This window comes from Micromonospora sp. SD19 (assembly GCF_054462275.1).
The window spans coordinates 966,471-986,276 of the sequence record NZ_JBTLMN010000002.1; the positions used below are offsets into that span (position 1 = coordinate 966,471).

Annotated in this window: 25 protein-coding genes; 13 read left to right on the top strand and 12 right to left on the bottom strand. The window is 70.2% G+C overall.

Annotation, left to right across the window (positions count from 1 at the left end):
* Positions 1 to 9 precede the first annotated feature (9 nt).
* Positions 10 to 951, bottom strand: a complete 942-nt coding sequence (locus ACX27O_RS11655) for a helix-turn-helix domain-containing protein (protein WP_357639401.1) — start codon at positions 949 to 951, stop codon at positions 10 to 12.
* Between the two features lie 94 nt (positions 952 to 1,045).
* On the opposite strand from ACX27O_RS11655, the gene ACX27O_RS11660 reads away from it, so the two are divergent.
* Positions 1,046 to 2,056, top strand: coding sequence for a saccharopine dehydrogenase family protein (locus tag ACX27O_RS11660; protein ID WP_357639398.1), 1,011 nt, complete (start codon positions 1,046 to 1,048; stop codon positions 2,054 to 2,056).
* A gap of 87 nt (positions 2,057 to 2,143) precedes the next feature.
* Here ACX27O_RS11660 and ACX27O_RS11665 read toward each other — a convergent pair whose 3' ends face one another.
* Together ACX27O_RS11665 and ACX27O_RS11670 are read right to left on the bottom strand one after the other, a co-directional pair.
* Entirely contained in the window at positions 2,144 to 2,650 is a 507-nt protein-coding gene (locus ACX27O_RS11665; protein WP_357639396.1) for a hypothetical protein, read from the bottom strand.
* 33 nt (positions 2,651 to 2,683) lie between these two features.
* The gene (locus ACX27O_RS11670) at positions 2,684 to 3,286 is read right to left on the bottom strand and encodes a hypothetical protein (RefSeq protein WP_210866894.1); all 603 of its coding nucleotides are present in this window, start codon (positions 3,284 to 3,286) and stop codon (positions 2,684 to 2,686) included.
* Between the two features lie 216 nt (positions 3,287 to 3,502).
* Between ACX27O_RS11670 and ACX27O_RS11675 the strand changes: the two genes are divergently transcribed.
* The gene (locus ACX27O_RS11675; RefSeq protein WP_210866893.1) at positions 3,503 to 4,594 is read left to right on the top strand and encodes a winged helix DNA-binding domain-containing protein; all 1,092 of its coding nucleotides are present in this window, start codon (positions 3,503 to 3,505) and stop codon (positions 4,592 to 4,594) included.
* Here the strand turns inward: ACX27O_RS11675 and ACX27O_RS11680 are convergent.
* A complete protein-coding gene (locus tag ACX27O_RS11680; protein ID WP_210858436.1) occupies positions 4,591 to 5,229 on the bottom strand; it encodes a TMEM175 family protein in 639 nt (212 codons plus the stop codon). The genes ACX27O_RS11675 and ACX27O_RS11680 overlap by 4 nt on opposite strands.
* A 193-nt stretch (positions 5,230 to 5,422) precedes the next feature.
* Here ACX27O_RS11680 and ACX27O_RS11685 point away from each other — a divergent pair, with 193 nt between their 5' ends.
* From ACX27O_RS11685 to ACX27O_RS11695, 3 genes are all read left to right on the top strand, one after another.
* Complete coding sequence (locus ACX27O_RS11685; RefSeq protein WP_210866892.1) at positions 5,423 to 6,118, top strand: DUF4396 domain-containing protein; 696 nt, start codon at positions 5,423 to 5,425, stop codon at positions 6,116 to 6,118.
* A gap of 168 nt (positions 6,119 to 6,286) precedes the next feature.
* On the top strand, positions 6,287 to 8,899 hold the full coding sequence (gene rph, locus ACX27O_RS11690) for a rifamycin-inactivating phosphotransferase (RefSeq protein ID WP_210866891.1): 2,613 nt from the start codon (positions 6,287 to 6,289) through the stop codon (positions 8,897 to 8,899).
* A gap of 59 nt (positions 8,900 to 8,958) precedes the next feature.
* On the top strand, positions 8,959 to 9,102 hold the full coding sequence (locus ACX27O_RS11695; RefSeq protein ID WP_210858489.1) for a hypothetical protein: 144 nt from the start codon (positions 8,959 to 8,961) through the stop codon (positions 9,100 to 9,102).
* A gap of 74 nt (positions 9,103 to 9,176) precedes the next feature.
* On the opposite strand, the gene ACX27O_RS11700 is transcribed toward ACX27O_RS11695, so the two are convergent.
* Complete coding sequence (locus ACX27O_RS11700) at positions 9,177 to 10,091, bottom strand: SDR family NAD(P)-dependent oxidoreductase (RefSeq protein WP_357639386.1); 915 nt, start codon at positions 10,089 to 10,091, stop codon at positions 9,177 to 9,179.
* Between the two features lie 102 nt (positions 10,092 to 10,193).
* Between ACX27O_RS11700 and ACX27O_RS11705 the strand changes: the two genes are divergently transcribed.
* The 3 genes from ACX27O_RS11705 to ACX27O_RS11715 all read left to right on the top strand — a co-directional run bounded on the left by ACX27O_RS11705 (position 10,194) and on the right by ACX27O_RS11715 (position 11,808).
* Positions 10,194 to 10,859, top strand: coding sequence for a TetR/AcrR family transcriptional regulator (locus ACX27O_RS11705; protein ID WP_210866889.1), 666 nt, complete (start codon positions 10,194 to 10,196; stop codon positions 10,857 to 10,859).
* 63 nt (positions 10,860 to 10,922) lie between these two features.
* A complete protein-coding gene (locus ACX27O_RS11710) occupies positions 10,923 to 11,615 on the top strand; it encodes a S41 family peptidase (RefSeq protein WP_458939394.1) in 693 nt (230 codons plus the stop codon).
* Complete coding sequence (locus ACX27O_RS11715) at positions 11,530 to 11,808, top strand: S41 family peptidase (protein WP_458939395.1); 279 nt, start codon at positions 11,530 to 11,532, stop codon at positions 11,806 to 11,808. Before ACX27O_RS11710 ends, ACX27O_RS11715 begins: the two co-directional genes overlap by 86 nt.
* 165 nt (positions 11,809 to 11,973) lie before the next feature.
* On the opposite strand, the gene ACX27O_RS11720 is transcribed toward ACX27O_RS11715, so the two are convergent.
* Positions 11,974 to 12,315: a GlsB/YeaQ/YmgE family stress response membrane protein gene (locus tag ACX27O_RS11720; protein ID WP_210866888.1), complete on the bottom strand. Its 342-nt coding sequence runs from the start codon at positions 12,313 to 12,315 to the stop codon at positions 11,974 to 11,976.
* A 218-nt stretch (positions 12,316 to 12,533) separates the two neighbouring features.
* Between ACX27O_RS11720 and ACX27O_RS11725 the strand changes: the two genes are divergently transcribed.
* Positions 12,534 to 13,607, top strand: a complete 1,074-nt coding sequence (locus ACX27O_RS11725) for a glycoside hydrolase family 43 protein (RefSeq protein ID WP_210866887.1) — start codon at positions 12,534 to 12,536, stop codon at positions 13,605 to 13,607.
* A 40-nt stretch (positions 13,608 to 13,647) separates the two neighbouring features.
* Here the strand turns inward: ACX27O_RS11725 and ACX27O_RS11730 are convergent, their stop codons facing one another.
* The gene (locus ACX27O_RS11730) at positions 13,648 to 14,304 is read right to left on the bottom strand and encodes a class I SAM-dependent methyltransferase (protein ID WP_458939396.1); all 657 of its coding nucleotides are present in this window, start codon (positions 14,302 to 14,304) and stop codon (positions 13,648 to 13,650) included.
* A 61-nt stretch (positions 14,305 to 14,365) separates the two neighbouring features.
* Between ACX27O_RS11730 and ACX27O_RS11735 the strand changes: the two genes are divergently transcribed.
* Positions 14,366 to 15,004: a TetR/AcrR family transcriptional regulator gene (locus tag ACX27O_RS11735; RefSeq protein WP_458939397.1), complete on the top strand. Its 639-nt coding sequence runs from the start codon at positions 14,366 to 14,368 to the stop codon at positions 15,002 to 15,004.
* Between the two features lie 79 nt (positions 15,005 to 15,083).
* Positions 15,084 to 15,461, top strand: a complete 378-nt coding sequence (locus tag ACX27O_RS11740) for a hypothetical protein (protein ID WP_458939398.1) — start codon at positions 15,084 to 15,086, stop codon at positions 15,459 to 15,461.
* Positions 15,462 to 15,652: 191 nt separating this feature from the next.
* On the opposite strand, the gene ACX27O_RS11745 is transcribed toward ACX27O_RS11740, so the two are convergent.
* On the bottom strand, positions 15,653 to 16,339 hold the full coding sequence (locus ACX27O_RS11745; protein WP_358128764.1) for an SDR family NAD(P)-dependent oxidoreductase: 687 nt from the start codon (positions 16,337 to 16,339) through the stop codon (positions 15,653 to 15,655).
* A gap of 149 nt (positions 16,340 to 16,488) precedes the next feature.
* Here ACX27O_RS11745 and ACX27O_RS11750 point away from each other — a divergent pair, with 149 nt between their 5' ends.
* Together ACX27O_RS11750 and ACX27O_RS11755 are read left to right on the top strand one after the other, a co-directional pair.
* Entirely contained in the window at positions 16,489 to 17,097 is a 609-nt protein-coding gene (locus ACX27O_RS11750; protein WP_030332627.1) for a TetR/AcrR family transcriptional regulator, read from the top strand.
* A 136-nt stretch (positions 17,098 to 17,233) separates the two neighbouring features.
* Positions 17,234 to 17,596 (top strand): nuclear transport factor 2 family protein, encoded by a 363-nt coding sequence (locus tag ACX27O_RS11755; RefSeq protein WP_030332625.1) that lies wholly within the window; start codon positions 17,234 to 17,236, stop codon positions 17,594 to 17,596.
* A gap of 268 nt (positions 17,597 to 17,864) precedes the next feature.
* Here ACX27O_RS11755 and ACX27O_RS11760 read toward each other — a convergent pair whose 3' ends face one another.
* The 4 genes from ACX27O_RS11760 to ACX27O_RS11775 all read right to left on the bottom strand — a co-directional run bounded on the left by ACX27O_RS11760 (position 17,865) and on the right by ACX27O_RS11775 (position 19,705).
* Complete coding sequence (locus tag ACX27O_RS11760) at positions 17,865 to 18,254, bottom strand: hypothetical protein (protein WP_030332624.1); 390 nt, start codon at positions 18,252 to 18,254, stop codon at positions 17,865 to 17,867.
* A 270-nt stretch (positions 18,255 to 18,524) separates the two neighbouring features.
* Positions 18,525 to 18,992: a DUF3618 domain-containing protein gene (locus ACX27O_RS11765; protein ID WP_358128759.1), complete on the bottom strand. Its 468-nt coding sequence runs from the start codon at positions 18,990 to 18,992 to the stop codon at positions 18,525 to 18,527.
* Positions 18,989 to 19,420, bottom strand: a complete 432-nt coding sequence (locus ACX27O_RS11770; RefSeq protein WP_458939399.1) for a phage holin family protein — start codon at positions 19,418 to 19,420, stop codon at positions 18,989 to 18,991. Before ACX27O_RS11770 ends, ACX27O_RS11765 begins: the two co-directional genes overlap by 4 nt.
* Positions 19,421 to 19,471: 51 nt before the next feature.
* Complete coding sequence (locus ACX27O_RS11775; protein WP_458939400.1) at positions 19,472 to 19,705, bottom strand: hypothetical protein; 234 nt, start codon at positions 19,703 to 19,705, stop codon at positions 19,472 to 19,474.
* Positions 19,706 to 19,806: the final 101 nt, after the last annotated feature.

Here is a 19,806-nt window from a genome sequence, read left to right on the forward strand (position 1 = left end):
TCTGAAGGATCACCCGGTGGCCCGGAAGGTACGCCGGTAGGCGTCCGGCGGGACGCCGACGGTGCGGTGGAAGTGTCGACGCAACGTCGTGGCGGTGCCCAGGCCGGCTGCCTGGGCGATGGCGTCGATGCTGTCGTCGGTGTTCTCCAGCAACTCCTGGGCGCGGCGGATCCGCTGCGTCGACAGCCACGACAGTGGGGTGGTGCCGGTGGCCGACCGGAAGTGGCGGGCCAGGTTGCGCGAGCTCATGTTCGCCTGCCGGGCCAGGTCCTCGACTGTCAGCGGCCGGTCGAGGCGGGCCAGCACCCAGGGGAACAGGGTGGTGAGCGGGTGGTCGTCGCGGGCGGGTACCGGTGTGGTGACGTACTGGGCCTGACCGCCGGCGCGGTGCGGTGGCACGACCAGGCGGCGCGCGACGGCGTTGGCGACGGTCGGGCCGTGGTCGCGGCGGATCAGGTGCAGGCACAGGTCGATCGCGGCGGCCTTGCCGGCGGAGGCGAGCACGGTGCCGTTGTCGACGTAGAGCACATCCGGGTCGACCCGGACCCGCGGATAACGGGCGGCCAGCGTGTCGGTGTGGGCCCAGTGGGTGGTGGCCCGCAGCCCGTCGAGCACCCCGGCGGCGGCGAGCACGAACGCGCCGGTGCAGAGCGCAACCATCCGGGCGCCCGCCCGGTGGGCCGCGCGGACCGCGTCGAGCAGGTCGGGGGGTACGTCCACGTCGACGTCCTCGACGGACGGGATGATCACCGTGTCGGCGTGGGTGAGACGGTCCAACCCGTCGTCGGGCTCCAGCAGGAAGCGGCCGACGCGGACCGGGCCGGGGCCGCAGACCATCAGGTCGTACCAGGGGTCGGCCAGGCCGGAGGGGTCGTGGGCGAAGACCTCACAGGCCAGCGCCAACTCGAGGTGCAGCATCCCGTCGGTGGCGGCGATCGCGACAAGGGCCATGTCCGAAACTGTACGCGCGTTGGCGTTCCCGACACTGGTCGGTAGCGGGCCGCTGCGGAAGGCTGGGCTCAGTCGATCTTTCGAGGGGGCAGTGATGGGCCACAGCGTGGCGGTGTTCGGTGCGTACGGGCACACCGGACGGTTCGTGGTGACGGAATTGAGCGAACGCGGGTTCGACGCGTTGCCGGTGGGTCGCGACGCGGGCCGGCTGGCGTCTCTCGGACTCCCCTTCCGGGTGGCGTCGGTCGACGACCCGGCCTCGCTCGACGCGGCGCTGACCGGTGTGGACGCGGTCATCAACTGCGCCGGCCCGTTCGCGTCGACCGCCGCCGGGGTGATCGAGGCCGCGTTGCGCGCCGGGATCCCGTACGTGGACGTGGCCGCAGAGATCGAGGCCAACCTCGACACGTTCACGCACTTCACCGAGCGCGCCCGGGCTGCCGGTGTCGCGGTGGTCCCGGCGATGGCCTTCTTCGGCGGGCTCGGCGACCTGCTCGCGACGACGGCCATGGGCGACTGGACGTCGGCCGACGAGGCGCACGTCGCGTACGGACTGAGCAGCTGGCACCCGACGGCCGGGACGGTCGCCGCGGGTGTCGTGTCCCGCGAGCGCCGCGCCGGCCGTCGGGTCCGCTACACCGGGGGCCGGTTGGAGTACCACCCCGGCGGGGAGCTGCCGAGGATGGACTGGGACTTCCCCGCGCCGCTGGGCCGGCGCACCGTCCTCGGCGAGTTCAGCATGGCCGACGTCGTCACCATCCCCCGTCACCTGGTCATTCCCGAGGTCCGGACCTACATGACCGTCGACGCCACCACCGACCTGGCTGCTGGGGCGGCGCCGGTCGCTGTCGACGGGCTGGGCCGGTCGGCGCAGACGTTCACTGTCGACGTCATCGTCCGTCGCGGCGACGCGCGCCGCCGCGTCGTCGCCAGTGGCCGCGACATCTACGCCGTCAGCGCACCCTTGGCGGTGGAGGCGGTCCGGCGCATCCTCGATGGTCAGACGAAGGCGAGCGGGGTCGCCTCCGCCGGTGAGATGTTCGACGCTCCCGACTTCCTGCGCGCGCTGTCGCCGGCCATCCGCGTCGAGCCGGTCAGCGACTGAGGCCCGCCCGCGGCTGACCATCGCCTCCGTTGTCGACGGACGGCCCCCGCTCAGGCGTGGGGGCCGTCCGTCATCGCATTACGTCGGTCAGAGGATCACATTGATTCCGGCGGCCTTGCACGCGGTGCTGATGTCCTTGCCGGCCTTCTCGAAGGCCGGGTTGTCGGCGGCGGTCGCCGGGTCCGCCGCGGCGGCGGCCTTCGCGGCCTCGGCGCCGAAGGCCCGCAGGGCATCGGCCAGCTTGCCGTCGCCGGTGGCGGCGACCGCGCTCACCTTCTGCTCCAACTCGGTCAGGATCTTCTTGAAGTCCGCCGCCGAGGCGTCGCCGGTGGTGGCGACCTTCACCAACTCGGCCCGCATCTCGTCGTTGGCCTTCTTCACCGACTCGCAGACCTGCTTGTCGTTCGCGCCGCCCGCCGCGGCGGACGAGGCCGGCGTGGCGGCGGCGGAGGTGGCCGCCGAGGACGGGGCTGCGGACGTCGGGGCGGGGGTGGTGGATCCGGCGTTCGTCGCCTTGTCGCCGTCGCCGCAGGCGGCGAGCGCCGTGGTGGCGGCAAGGATCAACAGGGCGGAGGTCAGACGAGATTGCTTCACGGACGCGCACGATAGCCGATGTCCCATCGGTGATCAATTCGCCCGCGACCCTCGTGGTGCGACAGGTCCAGCAGGTCGGGTACGGCGGTAGTAGGACCAGCCGGCCACCGGCAACGCGAACATCCAGGCCAGCAGCAGCGGGAGACCGATCAGGACACCGGTCGGGGTGAAGATCTCCTCCCCGCCGGGGTCCGACAGGTCAGCGGCGAACTGCCAGGGCAGCGTCGCCGAGTAGCCGATCATCAGGGCGGAGCCCAGCACCGTCGGGGTCAGCGGTACCCACGGCGGAACCCGACGTCCGCGCAGCCACGGCACCCAGCGGGGGAAGACCACACCCCAGTCCTTGATGAGTCCCAGCGCCAGAACCCCGCCGAGTCCGGCGAGGACGCACAGCAGACCCAGGTAGAACGCACCGGCCGGCAGGCCCAGGAACCCGTCGACGGGGTACTCCCCCACCCCGGGGCCGCGACCGTGGTACCACTCGCGGAACCGGTCGGGATCGGCGAACATCGGGATGCCCAGGATCCACGGCACGTGCAGCGGGATGAACCCCAGCACGGGGGCGATCCAGGCCACGTGGCCGGCCCGGCGGGCCCAGGTCGGTGGCGGGGCGGGCGCGGGCGGGTGTCGAGTCACGGTGTCGTCTCCCTGTCTCTGGCCGGGTGTCGGCCTTCCGAGACCACCCTGGCTGAGTGGCGCGACGAACGGATCGCCGCGCGGAGGGAGTCCCCTCCCCCGGCCCGGGGACGCTGTCTGTCCGGCGCCGACAGCACGTCCCGGCGGTGTGCCCCGCTCCGGACGCCGGGCTGCGCCTGGACCCATCGGAAGCGCCGCTGCAATTACTGTGCAGACATGGTCGATCGGCACCAGGTGATGAACTTCCGGGTCCGGGCCCAACAGCTCGACCGGGAAGAGGGCACGCTCGCCGACACCGCTGTGCTGGACATCGGGGTGCAGAACACCGGCCCGGACGGCGCCCGGTGGGCGTTGGCGGTGCGCGGGGTCGACGTGAGGGCGCTGTCCGACCGGGACGTGGTCCTGCTGTGGACCGTGCGGGGCGCGCCGCACCTCTACCGCCGCGCCGACATCGCGCGGGTGGCGGCCGCGGTCGAGCCCTTCTCCGAGGCCGACGCGGGCAAGCGCGTCTACGACGCCGCGAAGCCGTTGAAGGCCGCCGGCATCGACACTCTCGCGGCGCTGGACGAGATCGCCGCCCGGATGCGGGCCATCGTCAGCACACCGACGGTGAAGGGGGACGTCTCCGGCCGCCTGGCCACGGCGCTGCCCGAGCCGTATCTGCGGTTCTGCCGGCCGTGCGACGCCACGCACCTCTACGAGATGCCGTTCCGGCTCGCCGCCGTGCGGGCCGGACTGGAGTTGCGGCTCGACACCTCACCGCCGGTCCTGGAGCGCATCACCAGGTTCCGCAAGGCGTCCGCTGCGGGTGACCGGTTCGACCTCATCCGCGCGTACCTGCGTCTGCTCGGCCCGGCCACGCCGAAGCAGGTGGCCGACTATCTCGACGCCCCGCTGAAGGATGTCAAGGCACGCTGGCCCGACGACGTGATCGAGGTGACCGTCGGCGGCGAGGTGCGTTCCCTGCTGGCCGTGGACGAGGAGGCGCTGGGGTCGGCCGACGGCACCGGCACCCGCCTGCTCGGCCCGTACGACCTGTTCCTGCAGGCCAAGGACCGGGCGACGCTGGTGCCGGACAGCGCCCACGCCAAACAGTTGTGGCCGGTGCTGGGTCGCCCGGGCGCGGTCCTGGTCGACGGCGAACTGGTCGGCACCTGGCGCCCCCGCAAGTCCGGCAGGACGTTCACGGTCGCCGTCCAGCCGTGGCGCCGACTGTCGGACGCCACCCGTAAGGCCGTCACCGGGCAGGCCGAACGCCTCGCCACGTACCGCGCCGTCTCCCTCAGCGGTGTCGAGTTCGGCAGCTAGGGTGCGCGGTCGTCCTCGCCGTACTCGCCTCGGATGGGCAGGTAGTAGGTGGGCAGGAAGCCGGCGATGATGACGACGCCGGCGATCGGCGCGAACGCGCCGACGAGGACGCCGGATCCGATCCAGACCAGCGCGAGGAGGAATCGGCGGCCGATGGCCCGCGCACCGCAGGGGCCGAGGCCGGGGTCCAGCAGTCCGGCGCGGCGCAGGTGAGCCCAAATGATGTTGAACAGGGCCGCCGCCGTCCACAGTGTGCCGCCGTAGACGACGACCGCCGCGCGCAGCCCCTGCTCTGCCCGCAACGCGTCGGCCAGCAGTGAGGTGGAGAACGGCAGGAACGCGATGACCATCAGGAGCAGCGTGTTGAGGAACAGGACGCCTCGGTCGACGTGCCGGACCCGGTCGAACATCACGTGGTGGTTGACCCACACCTGCCCGATGAGCAGGAAGCTCAGCGTGTACGCCAGGTACGACGGCCACAGCGCCCTGAGCCCCTGGACGAGGTGCTCGAAGTCATGCGGCGGTTGGATCTCCAGCACCAGAAGTGTCACGGCGATCGCGAAGACGCCGTCGCTGAAGGTCAGTAACCGGCCCGAACCGCGGGTTAGCCGTGGAATTTCCCTTTTGGGGGGCAAGGCGAAAATTATGCTATAGGTCAGCTTTTCTCGTCGGCGGAGCCGGCCGTCCTGCGCAACACCCGATCCTCCGGCCCGTCCGGGTACGGCGTGACAGACTGCGAGGTGCCCTCGGCCGCCGACGCCGGCCAGCGAATCCCCCCTCACGTTCGGTTCCGGGAGGCCCTGGGAACGGAGTGCGGAGAGGGCGGGGATGCAACCGACGTGGCTCGTGGCGCTCTCGTGGGCGTCCCTCACGGTCGGCGTGGTCAGTTTCGCGATCGTGCTCGCCGACACCTATCTTCGCGGGCACCGCCAGCCGGTCAGGGTCATGGAGATCGTCTGGCTGGTGACCGTCCTCTATGTCGGCCTGGCCGCCGTCCGCCTCTACTGGAACTGGGGCCGGCCCGAGGCGTTCGCTCAGCGTCGGCGGGAGGATCAACCGCGACGGCCCCGCCGGGGCATCGTCGTCACCCACGTGTCCCGCTGTGGCGCCCACTGCGCCCTCGGCTTCGTCGTCGCCGAGGTCGCCCTGTTCGCGGTGAGATTCGACCCGGCGAAGGACCCGCTCTGGGTCGGCTACGCCGGCGACTATCTGGCGGCGGTGACGATAGCCGTGCTCTTCCGGTACTTCGCCGGGCCGGGGCGCGGCCTCGCGAAGGTCGGGAACGCGCTGTCGGGCGTGGGCAGGATCGAGCTGCTGACCATCACCGTGTTCGAGGCGGCGTTGTTCGCGTGGTTGACGGTCGCGCATCACATGTTCTTTCCGGAGCCACCACTGCGACCCGACAACCCGACGTTCTGGTTCCTCGGTCAGCTCGGGCTGATAGCCGGCTTCGTCGCGGCCTGGCCCACCGCCTCCTGGCAGATCGGCCGACGGCTGCGCATCGAGCCGCGCCCCGACGAGTGAGCGCCGCGATCGGCCGCCAAAAAACAAGCGGCAAGGAGATCACACTCCCTGCCACTTCTAACGTATATCGCACCTGGGGGCTTGCCGCAAGACCCCGGTCGTGGCGCAGAATCGGCGGCCGGACCAGCACAGACGAGGTGACGGGGGCGCGACGTGGATGTGTTGTCGATGGGCGAGGACCGCGGCGACCGGGTACCGCTGGTGGATCTTCGAGAGGTGGACGAGACGCAGGTGTCGGTGGTCGGCGGCAAGGCGGCGCACCTGGGCGCGCTGGCCCGGGTCGACGGCATCCGGGTGCCCGCCGGATTCTGCGTGACGACAGCCGCCTTCCGGCAGGTCATGGCGCAGGTGCCGGCGGTCGACGACCAGCTCGAACAGCTGTCGCGGCTGAGCCCGGACGACGCGGAGGCGATTCGGACGCTCAGCGCGGCGATCCGCCGCAGCATCGAGGAGAGCGCGATCCCGGGCGACCTGGCCGCCGCGATCACCGGCGCGCTCGCCCGGTTCGGCGATCGGGCCGCGTACGCCGTGCGCTCCAGCGCGACGGCGGAGGACACACCGACGGCGTCCTTTGCCGGGCAGCAGGACACCTACCTGAACGTGGTGGGGTCGGCGGCGATCCTGCGGCACGTCAGCCGGTGCTGGGCGTCGCTGTTCACCGAGCGGGCCGTCATCTACCGCCTGCGCAACGGTGTCGACCACCGGACGGTTCAGATGGCTGTCGTCGTACAGAAGATGGTTTTTCCGGATGCGGCGGGCATCCTGTTCACGGCGGACCCGGTGACGGGCAACCGGAAGGTCGCGACGGTGGACGCCAGCTTCGGCCTCGGCGAGGCCCTGGTGTCCGGCCTGGTGAACCCGGACGTCTTCCGGGTGCGCGACGGGGAGGTGGTGGCCGGGTCGGTCGCCGTCAAACAGCGCGCCGTCGCTGCCGTGCCCGGCGGCGGAACGCGGGAGGTGGCGATCGAGGCGCAGCGGCGGGACCAGCCGGCGCTGACGCAGGCGCAGGTCCTCCGGCTGGTGCGGCTCGGGCGACGGATCGAGGCGCACTTCGGCCGTCCGCAGGATATCGAGTGGTGCCTGGTCGACGACGACTTCCAGATCGTGCAGAGCCGACCGATCACCACGCTGTTCCCCGTCCCCGAGGCCGACGACCAGGAGAACCACGTCTACCTCTCGGTCGGTCACCAGCAGATGATGACCGACGCCATGCGGCCCCTGGGGCTGTCCATGTGGCAGTTGACGGCCATCGCCCAGATGCGGGAGGCCGGCGGCAGGTTGTTCGTCGACGCCACCGGGCTGCTGGCCTCGCCGGCGAGCCGCGCCAATTTTCTGGAGATGGTCGGGAAGTCCGATCCGCTGACGAAGGACGCGTTGGAGACGCTCCTCGACCGGCCCGGCTTCATTCCGACGACGCCCCCGAGCGGTGCCGGTCCGGCCAGGCTGCCGGCCGGCGGCGCGTCGGTCGAGGCCGATCCGGCGATCGTGCCCGAGCTGATCGCGCGCAGCGAGGCGTCCATCGCCACCCTGCGGCGCGACATCGCGACGGTGACCGGTACGGCGCTGTTCGACTTCCTGCTGGAGGCCTTCCAGGAACACAAGCGGGTCCTCGCCGATCCGCTGAACATGCGGGCGATCATGGCGGGCATGGAGGCCACCTGGTGGCTCAACGACCGGCTGCACGAATGGCTGGGCGAGAAGAACGCGGCGGACACCCTCACCCTCTCCGCCCCCGGCAACATCACCTCCGAGATGGGGTTGGCGTTGCTGGACGTCGCCGACGTGATCCGTCCGCACCCGGAGGTGGTGGCGTTCCTGCAGGACGTCGCGGACGACGACTTCCTCGACGAGCTGCCGAAGGTCGCCGGCGGGGCCGAGGCGCGCGCCGCCATCGAGGCGTACCTCGACCGGTACGGGATGCGCTGCGTCGGCGAGATCGACATCACCCGGCCGCGGTGGAGCGAACGCCCGAGCACCCTCGTGCCGGTGCTCCTCGACAACGTCAAGCTCTTCGAGCCGGGCGCCGCCCGGCGGCGCTTCGAGCAGGGCCGGCAGCAGGCGCAGCGCAAGGCGCAGGAGGTGGTGACGCGCCTGCGGGCGCTGCCGGACGGGGAGCAGAAGGCCGCCGAGACCGAACGGATGATCGACCGGGTACGGACCTTCATCGGCTACCGGGAGTACCCGAAGTACGACATCGTCACCCGCTACTTCATCTACAAGCAGGCCCTGCTGGCCGAGGCCGAGCGGCTGGTACGGGCCGGCGTCCTCACCGCTACCGAAGACGCCTTCTACCTCACCTTCGGGGAGTTCCACGAGGTCGTCCGGTCGCAGCGGGTGGACGTCGACCTGATCCGGCGACGGCGGGACGCGTTCCGGGCGGACCAGGCGCTCACCCCGCCCCGGGTGCTCACCTCGGACGGCGAGATGATCACCGGATCGTACCGGCGCGACGACGTGCCGGCCGGTGCGCTGGTCGGTGTGCCGGTGTCCGCCGGGACTGTCGACGGGCGCGCCCGCGTCATCCTGGACATGGCGCAGGCTGATCTCGAAGCGGGTGACATCCTCGTCACGACCCACACCGACCCCAGCTGGACGCCCCTGTTCGTCGGCATCGCCGGCCTGGTGACGGAGGTCGGCGGGTTGATGACGCACGGCGCGGTGATCGCGCGGGAGTATGGCCTGCCGGCGGTCGTCAGCGTGCTCGACGCGACCCGGCTGATCAAGGATGGGCAGCGGATCCGCGTGCACGGCAGCGACGGGTACGTCGAGATCCTGTCCTGACCGAGGAGGAGGCGATCGCCGCAGGAATGCCGGAACGTGCCGGCATCTCCCATGAACAGATGAACGCGATCGGGCGACCCGCCCGCCCGGAGCACGCGCGGGCCCTCGGCATTCCGCTCACGACCTTCGCGGAGTGGACGCGCCAGTATCTGCGCGACGAGCGGGCCGGCGGGCACCGCGACGTTCGGTCCCTGTGGAGCTGAATCGTCTGTGATATCAGCTCCACAGGGACCCACCTCCCCGAACGGCGCAGTGCCGGCCAGCACCCTCGGCACGGTCAGGCTGCGGCGACTGCCTGGCCGAGCGGGAACCGCACGCCGGTGAGGTCTTCCGAGACGGCCCAGAGGCGTTGCTGCACGGCCAGGTCGTAGGACTCGGGGCTGGAGGTGACCAGTCTCGGGTTGCCGCGCGTCTCGCCGAGGCCGTCGGGGCCGTAGTACTGCCCGCCGAGGACGGACGGGTCGGTGGCGGCCCGCAGCGTGGGCAGCGCGCCCGCCGCGGCGGGCTGGGTGATCACCGGGGCGAGCCAGGTGATCGGCGCGCGGACGACCGCCGGGGCGTTGCGGACCAGCTCGGTGTTGGAGACGCCGGGGTGTGCGGCCACCGCGACGGTGGTGCCGTGCGCGGCGAGCCGGCGCTGCAACTCGTAGGTGAACATCAGGTTGGCGAGCTTCGACTGGCCGTAGGCGGCGACGCGGCTGTACGAACGCTGCCACTGCAGGTCGTCGAAGTGAATGGCGGCGCGGATGCGGTGACCGACGCTGCTGACCGTGACCACCCGGGAGCCGGGCACCGGCAGCAGCAGGTCGAGCAGCAGTCCGGTGAGGGCGAAGTGGCCCAGGTGGTTGGTGCCGAACTGCAGTTCGAAGCCGTCTCTGGTGGTCTGCTTCGGGGTGTACATCACCCCGGCGTTGTTGATCAACAGGTCGATCCGCTGATGGGTGGCGTGCAGGCCGGCCGCGGCGGCGCGCACCGATTCCAGCGAGGTCAGGTCCAGTTCCCGTACGGAGACGTCGCCGTTGATCCGGGCGGCAGCCCGTTCGCCTTTCGCGGTGTCGCGTACGGCCAGCACGACGGACGCGCCGCGTTCGGCGAGCAGCCGGGCGGTCTCGAAGCCCAGCCCGGTGTTGGCCCCGGTGACCACTGCCACCCGGCCGTCCTGGCGCGGAATCTGCTGCTCGGTCCACTTCATCTCAGGCTCCCCAATGTACCGCCGGTAACTTATGCTCGAAACGGTAAGGTACCGCCGGTACACTGTCAAGGGACCGGCGGTACCTAAGTTAGGGTTGGTGTCATGACGTTCCAGCGGGCGCGCAGCGAGGAGCAGCGTGAGATCCGGCGCCGGGCGATCCTGGAGACCACCTCGGCGATGCTCGACGAGATGCCGGTGGCCGAGGTGACCCTCAACGAGCTGAGCCGGCGGGTCGGCCTGGCCAAGACGGCGGTGCTGCGCTATTTCGAGTCCCGCGAGGCGGTGCTGCTCGACCTGATGGACGACCGGACGGCAACCTGGCTGGCCGAGCTGGAGCAGGAGTTGGCCGACGGCGTCGACAGCAGCCGGTCCGCGCCGGAACGGGCCGAGCAGATGGCCGACGTGCTCAGCCGGTCACTCGCCGCCCAGCCGGTGCTTTGTGATCTCTACGGCGCGCAGGGCGGGGTGCTGGAGCACAACGTGTCGGTCGAGGCGGTCCGCCGCCACAAGCGGGCCTCACTGGGCAACCTCGCGGTGATGGCCGCCCTCGTCCGGCGACACCTGCCCGAGGTCGGCGACCCCGCCGAGCTGTTCTGCCTGCACGCCCTGCTCATCGCTGGCGCGCTGTCCGCCTACGACTCGCCGCCGCCCAGCCTGCTCGCCGTCTACGAGTCCGAGCCGGCGCTCGCGGTCCACCATGTCGACCTGCGGACGGCCCTGCGGGTCGCGATCATCACGTCGCTCGTGGGCATGCTACCGCGCTCCTAGCGTCTGGGTCGGAGCGCGAAATTCGATGGCCGTGAGGCCGTTCGCGGTCTACCGTGGCCCGCCGTGCCCTCACACGAACAGATCATCGGACAGGCCCTGGACCGGATCGAGGCCGGGTACGTCTTTCCTGAGAAGGTCGCGGACATCGACGCCGCGATCCGGCGCCGTCTCGCAGCAGGAGAGTACGACGACCTGGAGGGACCGGCGCTCTGCGAGACGGTGACCGCCCACCTTCAACAGGCCTGCCCGGACAAGCATCTGCGGTTGCTCTGGACGGACCAGCCGCAGTCGCTGGACGCCGCCGACGAAGACGGAGGGCGAGCCGCGTTCCTCGCACTCCTCAGGACGGAGAACCAGGGAATCCGCCGGGTCGAGCACCTGGACGGGAACGTCGGGCTCATCGACGTGCGGCGCATCGCGTACGCCGACGAAGGCGCCGCCGCGATCGGCGCGGCCATGCAACTGGTCGCCCTCAGCTCCGCGCTCATCCTGGACCTGCGCGCCTGCTCCGGCGGAACGCCGGAGGGAGCCGCGATGTGGTGCAGCTACTTCTTCCGCGACGACCAGGTGCACCTCAACGACTTCTACGAGAGGTCCACCGGCAACACCCGCCAGTTCTGGACCGACCGCGCATCTTCCCGCGCCGCGCTACGTGGACCGCCCGGTCCACGTGCTCACCAGCGCGATGACGTTCTCCGGGGGCGAGGATGTGGCGTACACCCTCCAGGCGCACGGCCGGGCCGTCGTCGTCGGTGAGACGACCCGCGGCGGCGCACACCCGACGGCCCGCCACCCGGTCACCGAACACATCCTCGTGACCGTGCCGACCGCCCGGACCATCAACAGCGTCACCGGCACCAACTGGGAAGGCGTCGGCGTGATCCCCGACGTACCCGTCCCGGCGGACCAGGCACTCGACGCGGCACTCAAGGCCATCTCGAGTGGATAGGCGCTTGTTCGCTCACGCGCGCCGGCGGGACTGTCAGTCGGGCGGGGGCGGACACTCCAGGACCGCTATCGAGTTCCCGGCGAACAGCCGCAGGTGCGGATGCTCGGAGAAGATCTGAACCGGGGCGGCCTTTCGAGGGTGGTCCCTGCGCTGGTCGGGGTCAGCTCAGCTTTTGGCCTTGCTGCGACGGGCCCGCCGACGGGGCGTCTCGTCGCCGCCGGCAAGCCGGGTGAAGGTGAGCATGTTCGCCAGCGCCACGGCGATGACCGCGACGCCGACCTGGATCGCGAGCACGATCCAGTCCCAGCGCAGCACCCAGACCCGCACGCTGGCTTCATCGTCGATGTGCAGCGCCTTGGCGACCACTGTGCCCAGCACCGCCGAGCCGACGCCGATAACGAACGTGGCGACGACGCCGATCCGTTGCCTCCCCGGCAGGATGAGTCGTCCGAGCAGGCCGACGAGGGCACCGATGAGCACCGCGCCGAGATAGCCGTATACCAGCATTGCCGTCACTCCCCTCCAGCAGTGCAGAGATACATGCCCGATTCTCACGTTCCCGGAAACCCCGCCGGCTCCATGCCCGGCAACCCACGCTGCGGCTCGTCGGCTCCTGGCCTAATCTATCGATATCAGTCGTTGTCGTTCTGAGGTGCGCGACGGCTGGCCGACCCGATCCGGGTCCGACCGTCGGCCAGCTCACGTCGAGGAGAGGAATCCCGATCGTGAACGCCGACAGTCGAACCCTTCCGCGACTCCTCGCCGCCCTGTTGGCCGCCGTGCTCGCCACCGGCCTGCCAGTGGTCGGCGCCGGGCCGGCGGCGGCCGGGCAGACCAGCCTCCGGGCCGCCGACCCGAGCGTGATCCGCGTCGGTTCCACCTACATCTCCGTCCAGTCGCTCAACGGCGGGATCGCCGTACGGCAGGCAGCGTCACCCGACGCGCTGGCCGCCGCGACCGCGCGGCAGGTGTGGACGGACAGCCGCAACCTCGGTGAGGTCTGGGCTCCGGAGATCGTCACCGATGGTGGCCGCTACTACATCTACTTCTCGGCCGGGCGCAGCACCGCCCACCGCATGTACGTGATCCACTCGGCGTCGCCGGCCAGCGGCTACACGTCCGAGCGGCAGCTCGCGCTGCCGGGCGGCAAGTGGGCCATCGACGGCAGCCTGTTCACCTTCAACGGGCAGCGATGGTTCGTCTGGTCCGGCTGGGCCGGCGACACCAACGTCGAGCAGAACATCTACCTCAGCCGGATGAGCGACCCGCTCACCCCGACCGGTAGCCGGTACGTCATCTCCCAGCCGCGCGAGAGCTGGGAGCGTGTGGTGGGCAACCCGTTCATCAACGAGTCCCCCGAGGCGATCAGGGACCCGAACGGGCAGCTGCACATCGTCTACTCCGCCAACGGCAGCTGGAGTGACCAGTACTGCCTGGCCGACCTGCGACTGCGCGCCGGCGGCGACCCCACGTACGTGTGGGACTGGTACAAGTCCAACGGCTGCCTGTTCGGCTCGAACCGGGCCACCATGATGGCCGGCTGGGATCCCACCCTGTACGTGAACGGCCCCGGGCACCACAGCTTCGTGCTGCTCAATGGCGACATCGCCACGAGCCCACCCGCCGGGCCGAGGTTCCCGCTGATGTTCCACGCCGTACCCAAGGGCACGGCGTACTCCTGGGCGAACCGGTACTGGTACACCGGCACCTTCTGCTGGTGGGGCAACACCACCTACCGCCGCGCCAACGTGCCCGGCCCGACCAGCGACACCGGGTTCAGCCTCAAGTTCTTCGAGTGATCGCGCAACGCGCACGCCGGCTCCACGCGGTCGGAAGGTGCTAGGCGTCGCGGCGCAGCGTGAACCAGAAGGTCGGCACCGAGTTGGTGCCCGGCGTGACGTCGATGAGTGCCCAGCCGGGGAACCTGTCGCGGAGTTCGTCGGCGGTGACGCCCGCCGCCCATGACGTGATCTCGGAGACCGGATTGTCGAGTGTCTCGGGGCCGTACCCGAACATCAGCAACAGCGCTCCGGGAGCGGCGCGGTGGGTGAGCCCGGCGGCGTAGGCGTCGCGGCGGTGCAGCGGGATTCCGCAGTAGCAGCTCAGGTCGAAGAACAGGTCGAACGGGCCCGGCACGTCCAGGTCGTCGAGGCGGGTGGCGTCTCCGTGCCGCACCCGTACCGCCACTCCCGCCGCCGCGGCCTTCTCCCTGGCCTGGTCGACGGCGCTGTCGATCAGATCGACGGCGGCCACCTCCCAGCCGTGCCGCGCGAGGTAGATGGCGTTGGTCCCGGTGCCGCAGCCGAGTTCGAGAGCCCGGCCGGGCGGCAGCGCGCCGTGCCCCTCGATCAGGTCCACCAACTCGGGCGGCGTCACGCCGGTGTCCCACGGCGGCTTGCCGGTGCGGTAGTAGCCCTCCAGGGCGCGGTGAACGGCCTCCTCCTCCGGGTCCCGCCGCGTCGTGGCCGGGTTCTGGCTGGCGTCGAGCTGGGACATCGTCTCCTCCAGAATATTAGAGTTGAACTCTAGTGACGTACTCTAAAGATAGGCTCGCACCATGGAGAAGGTCAAGCGGCCGGACAAGCGGGCCGAGCGCTCACAACGCACCCGCGAGAAGGTCATCGAGGCGGCTCGCGAGCTGTTCGTCGCGCAGGGTTACGGGGCGACGAGCCTGCAGGAGGTCGCGGACCGGGCGGGCGTGGCCGTCCAGACGGTCTACTTCGTCTTCCGCAACAAGCGCACGCTGTTCAAGGACGTCGTCGACACGTCCATCGCCGGGGACACCGCGCCGGTCGCCACCATGGACCGTGAGTGGTTTCGCGCCGCGTGCGCCGAGCCCACCGCAGCCGGGCAACTGCGCGCGCACGTGCACGGCGCCAGCGAGATCCTGGGCCGGGTCGCCCCGATCATGCCGCTGATCGCGGCCGCCGCAGCCACCGACCCGGAGATCGCCGCACAGTGGCCGGACGACGCCGATCCGCGTTACACGGTCCAGTACGCAGCAGCCGAAGCCCTGGTGGGCAAGCCCGACGCCCGCCCCGGCCTCTCCGTCGAGATGGCGGCGGACCTGCTGTACGGCGTGCTCAGCCCAGAGCTCTATCTGATCTTCGTCCGCGACCGCGGCTGGTCACCGGACGCGTGGGAAGAGTGGGCCCGCGCCACCCTGACCTCCCAACTCTGCGCCGACGGCGGCTGAGCGGAAGGCGTCACTGTCGCTCGCCAGCCCAGCGCCACGCCCCGACCAGAGGTTGCCCGCCGGTGGCACCATCGCTCTGATGAACGTTCGTCGCCTGGCGGCCATCGACATGCACGGCAGCCGGGGAACCACCCGCCGACGGCGGATCATCGTGGCCGAGTTCCTCGTCGGCGTGGTGCTGATGGTGACGTGGGGCGGTTGGCTGTTGGCGTCGTCGACCGGCTTCGGCAGCCGAGCGCTCGGCGTGTGGCTGGTCGGCGCGGGTCTCAACTACGCGCCCCTGTCCCTGTACGCGCTCGCGCTGATGCGACCCGGCGTCCTCGACGCGGAACTGGCCGGCGCCGACATCGACCGGGAGCTGCGCCGGTACACGGTGCTCCAGCTCTGGGTGGTCGTGCCGCTCTCGCTCGTCGTTCTCGCCATCCGCGACGCACTCGCCCAACGTCGCAACGCCTAGGAAAGCACTTGGTTCGAGATACAGGTGAACACGTACCACGGCGGCTACAACGATCCCAGCTGCTGAGCACCGCGCGACTGTGACCTGACGCAGGAGCGGCCCTTGAGCGACGCCGGACATCGGTGTCGCCCAAGGGCCGTTCCCCGGCCGCCCACTCCCCCGCCGACCATCCCCGGCCCTGTTTGCCCGTGCTACCAGTTCAAGGGGCCGAGCTCGTCGGTGAAGGTGCCGGTCGGGCCGTCGGGGCCGAGGGTGGCCAGGCGTACGACGGTTCTGGCGCTCTCCGCTACCGGCCGTCCGATTCCGAGGGCGGCGGTCATGTCGGTGGCGGTGGTGCCGGGCTCCAGCGCGTTGAACTTGATGCCCGGATTTGCCTTGGCGTACTGGATCGTGAGCATGGTCGCCGCCGACTTGGAAGCCGCGTAGAGCGCCGCCGGAAGATTGAATTCCGGCCGTTCCGGGTTGGTGACCGCCCAGAAGGACCCCATGCTGCTGGACACGGTGACCACCGTCGGGTTCGACGACCGTCGGAGCAGGGGTAGTGCCGCCTCGGTGACGCGGACGATCCCCACCGCGTTGGTGTCGAACACCCGCAGGGCGGTGGGGCCGTCGACGGGGCCGTCGCCGAGGATGCCCGCGTTGTTCACGAGGACGTCGAGTCGACCCTCCGCCGAGTCGACAGTCGCCAGCGCGCCGCTCACCGACGCGTCGTCGGTGACATCGAGCTGCACGAACCGTGCGCCCAATTCGGCTGCGGCCTTCTCGCCCCGCTCGACGTCGCGGGCACCGATGTAGACGGTGTGGCCCAGTTCGAGAAGCTGCCTGGCGGTCTCGAACCCGATGCCCTTGTTGCCACCGGTGATGAGCGTGACGGTCATTCTTATCTCCTACATGTGCAGCCACGGGGCGCCCTGTGAGCGACCGCCGCTGGTTTTGTACCGCTCGGTTGCCAATGACCGTAACAGGGTTTTGTACTGATCAGTTGGTGACCCGGGTCACGATCTGTACCGAGCGGTACGCTGGCGCCATGAGCACCGAGACGCCCGCCGTGGGACGCCCCCGGGCCTTCGACGAGGAGACGGTCCTCGACCGGGCAACCGAGGCCTTCTGGCGGCACGGCTACGAGGGCGCGTCCCTGAGCGTCCTCACCAGCGCGATGGGCATCAACCGGCCGAGCCTGTACGCCGCCTTCGGCAGCAAGGAACAGCTGTTCCAGCGTGCCTTCGCCCGCTACCACGACACCCAGGTGGCCAACGCCCGCGCCGCACTCGGCCAACCCACCGCGTACGCCTCGATCGAAGCCTTCCTGCGCGCCAGCGCCGACGGCCTCACCGACCGTGACCACCCGGCGGGCTGCCTCTCCATCCAGGGTGGCCTGGCCTGCTCGCCGGAGAACGCCCGCATCTCCGAGATCCTGGCCGCCGGCCGCGCCGCCACCGAGGCGGCCGTGGAGGAGCGACTGTCCCGCGCCGCGAAGGAGGGGGACCTCCCGGACGGCATGGATCCCGGCGCGCTGGCGCGGTTCGTGATGGCCCTCAGCGAAGGGCACGCTGTCCACGCCGCGTCCGGCGCGAGCCGCGAAGACCTCCACGCCTCGGTCGACATCGCCCTGCGAGCCCTCGCGCTGCGTCAGTGAGCCGCGCCGCGTCGGCGGCGCTCACCGCACCCGGCGGCCGCAGGGGCCCTGGAACAGCAGCTCCCACCCACCGCCCACATTCTGCTGACCGCGAAGTGACTTCCCTGAGGTCTGGTCCACCAACCATGCTGGCTCGATGAAGTCGCCGGATCTCGCAACGTCGGAGAGGCTGCTCACGAACCTCTACGCGGCATTCAACGAGCGCGACATCCCCGCACTGCTGGCCGCCATGACGCCGGATGTGTCGTGGCCAAATGGCTGGGAGGGAGGCCTCGTTCACGGCCGCGACGAGGTGAGTGCCTACTGGCGCAGGCAATGGGACCAGCTCGAACCGACCGTCATGCCGACCGCGTTCGTCGCGGAGGCCGACGGGCGAATCGTCGTCACCGTCCACCAGGTCGTCCGCAACAAAACCGGAGCGACAATCGCGGATCACACCGTCACGCATGTCTACCGATTCAACGACGGGTTGGTGGCAGAGATGGAAATCCGAGCATAAAGACGTCCGCAGTTGGCTGGCACTGCCGCTGAGCCCGGCGTTTGACGGCTGGCGACGGCACCCACGGTCGGAGTGCGCTCGTGACATCATCGCCGGCTGGACGTTCGTCGCCTGGCGGCCATCCGCGGCACGCTGGCGCGGCGGGGGCGGCTGCCGTGATGGTCAGTGCCTGTGGAGCTGAATCGTCTGCGGCATCAGCGGCCGGGCCGCCGGGTGGGGTCGATGAGCGTGGCCCGTCGCGCCCACACCGGCGGCCGACGCTACGCGGCTAGCAGGAGCCGTGCCAATTCACCTTTGTCACGATGACCTGAAGGTAGAAAATGTTGCCGCGCGGAGTAGCGCAGTGCGTGATGACAGTCGAGTCGTCCTGCCACGTGTGGTGGTATTCCAATTCGACGTTCGCGGTCGTGTAGTTGTAGAAGGTCTTCGTCGGGGCGCTGCCGGTCCACGGGCCGGTGGTCACCAGGGACGGAGTCTCCGTGGGGCCGGTGTTCACCGGAGCCCAGTTGGGCCAGGCGCAGAAGGTGCCCTGCTGGCAGTTGCCGGGCGGCCACGGCTCCTCACTCGGCCACGGGCCGGCGGCGGAGGCCGACGCGGCGGGGATGGTGGCCAGCAGGCCTGCGGTGGACAGGGCAAGGGCGAGGGACTTCAGTCGCACAGATCTCTCTTTTCCCAGAGGCTTCGGTCAATGGAAGTTACCACCGGGAAAGTTGAAAGGTCAAGCATCTAATTCACTGTCGTCTAACCTTAAAATATTCTGTGATTCCGCTTAAATCGCTCCGGCAACGAGTGCCCGCTCGTTGCGTACGAGCACGCTGAAACGCACCGCCTCGGCGGCATCACCCCGCGAGGCTGCCACCAGCACCCGCGACAGGTCGACGGCCACCGGCCCGAAGCTGGTGCGGTGCGTGTCGTCGTATCGAATCGTCTATCGGGACCGGCGGCGTCGGTAGGTGAGGACCGCCAGGGTCGCGGCGGTGCCGGTGACGGCGAGGACTGGCAAGGGTTTCGCGCGCACCGAGCTGCCGATCTTGGTGGTCATAACGCGAGCGGAGGTGACCACTGACGACTCCGCCTTGCCGGCGGTCTGCGCGCCGGCTTTCGCCGAGCCTTGTATCGCGCCAATGGTGTGCTGTGACTTCTGCTCGACCGAGGTGACACGCTGGGAGACCTTCTGGCTCACCGTGCGGGCGAGCTGCGTCGCTCTGGTCTTCGCCGACTGCCCGGCCTCGGTGACCCGCCCTCGCAGTCCGCCGACGGCGGTGGTTGCTTTGCTGCGTGCACGGGTTTTGACGTCGGTCTTGGCGGCCAGTGCGGCTACGGTCTCGCCGAGTTCCGCGCGGGTCTGCTGAATGTCCCGGCGGGTCTGGTCGCTGCTTCCGGACGGCGTGCTCATGGCCGCCTCCGACCCGCTGCGCCACGTATCGTCTCGGCGTCGGCTCGCACGCTGTCCATCGTGGCTGCGGGCGTGGCGGGCATGGCCTGGCTGACCTGCTTCTTACCGCGTTGGGCGGCGATGGCGGCGGCGATGGCCAGGATCACGGTGACGATCAAGGTTGCCACAGCGTCGGGCATGACCGCGGCCAGGAGCACCACGACCGTGGCGACGGCGGTCCCGCCGGCGAAAATCCCGAGTATCGCGCCGCCGCCGAGCAATCCCGCGCCGGTGCCCGCGCGTTTGCCCTTGGCGGTCATCTCCGCCCGTGCCATCGTCAGCTCGTCGCGCACCAGTCGGGTGATCTGCTCGGTGGCACGCTGCACCAACTCCGCGACCGGCGTGTCAGCAGACGCGGCGCCGGGTTTGCCGCTAGGCCGTTCTGACATCAGTGCTCTCATCTCTCTCGCACACCGCAGTGGTCCCAGACGCTGCCCAGGTCAGCCGTGCTGCGCCGCACGGGCGCTCACGGGCCCCTGAGGGGAGGCGTCGAAACGCCCGCCCAGCGGCGGAGCGATGCTCTCATCGAGCTGCCCAGCGACGTCACCTCTCGCGAAGTCACCATCCTGCCGGGCACGTCGCAGCGTGAGCATGCCCGCCGCTCCGGCCACCGTCCCGGCCGCGAAGGCAAGGATGAGTGCCTGCCTCGCGGTGGACTTTTTCTTGCGTGCCATGACTACCCCCTGAACCCAACGTGACCTCATGGTGCTGATTGTCGGACTTGACGAACGAAGCTCGCAGCCGATCGGCAGACTTACCCGAGAGGGCGAGTGCC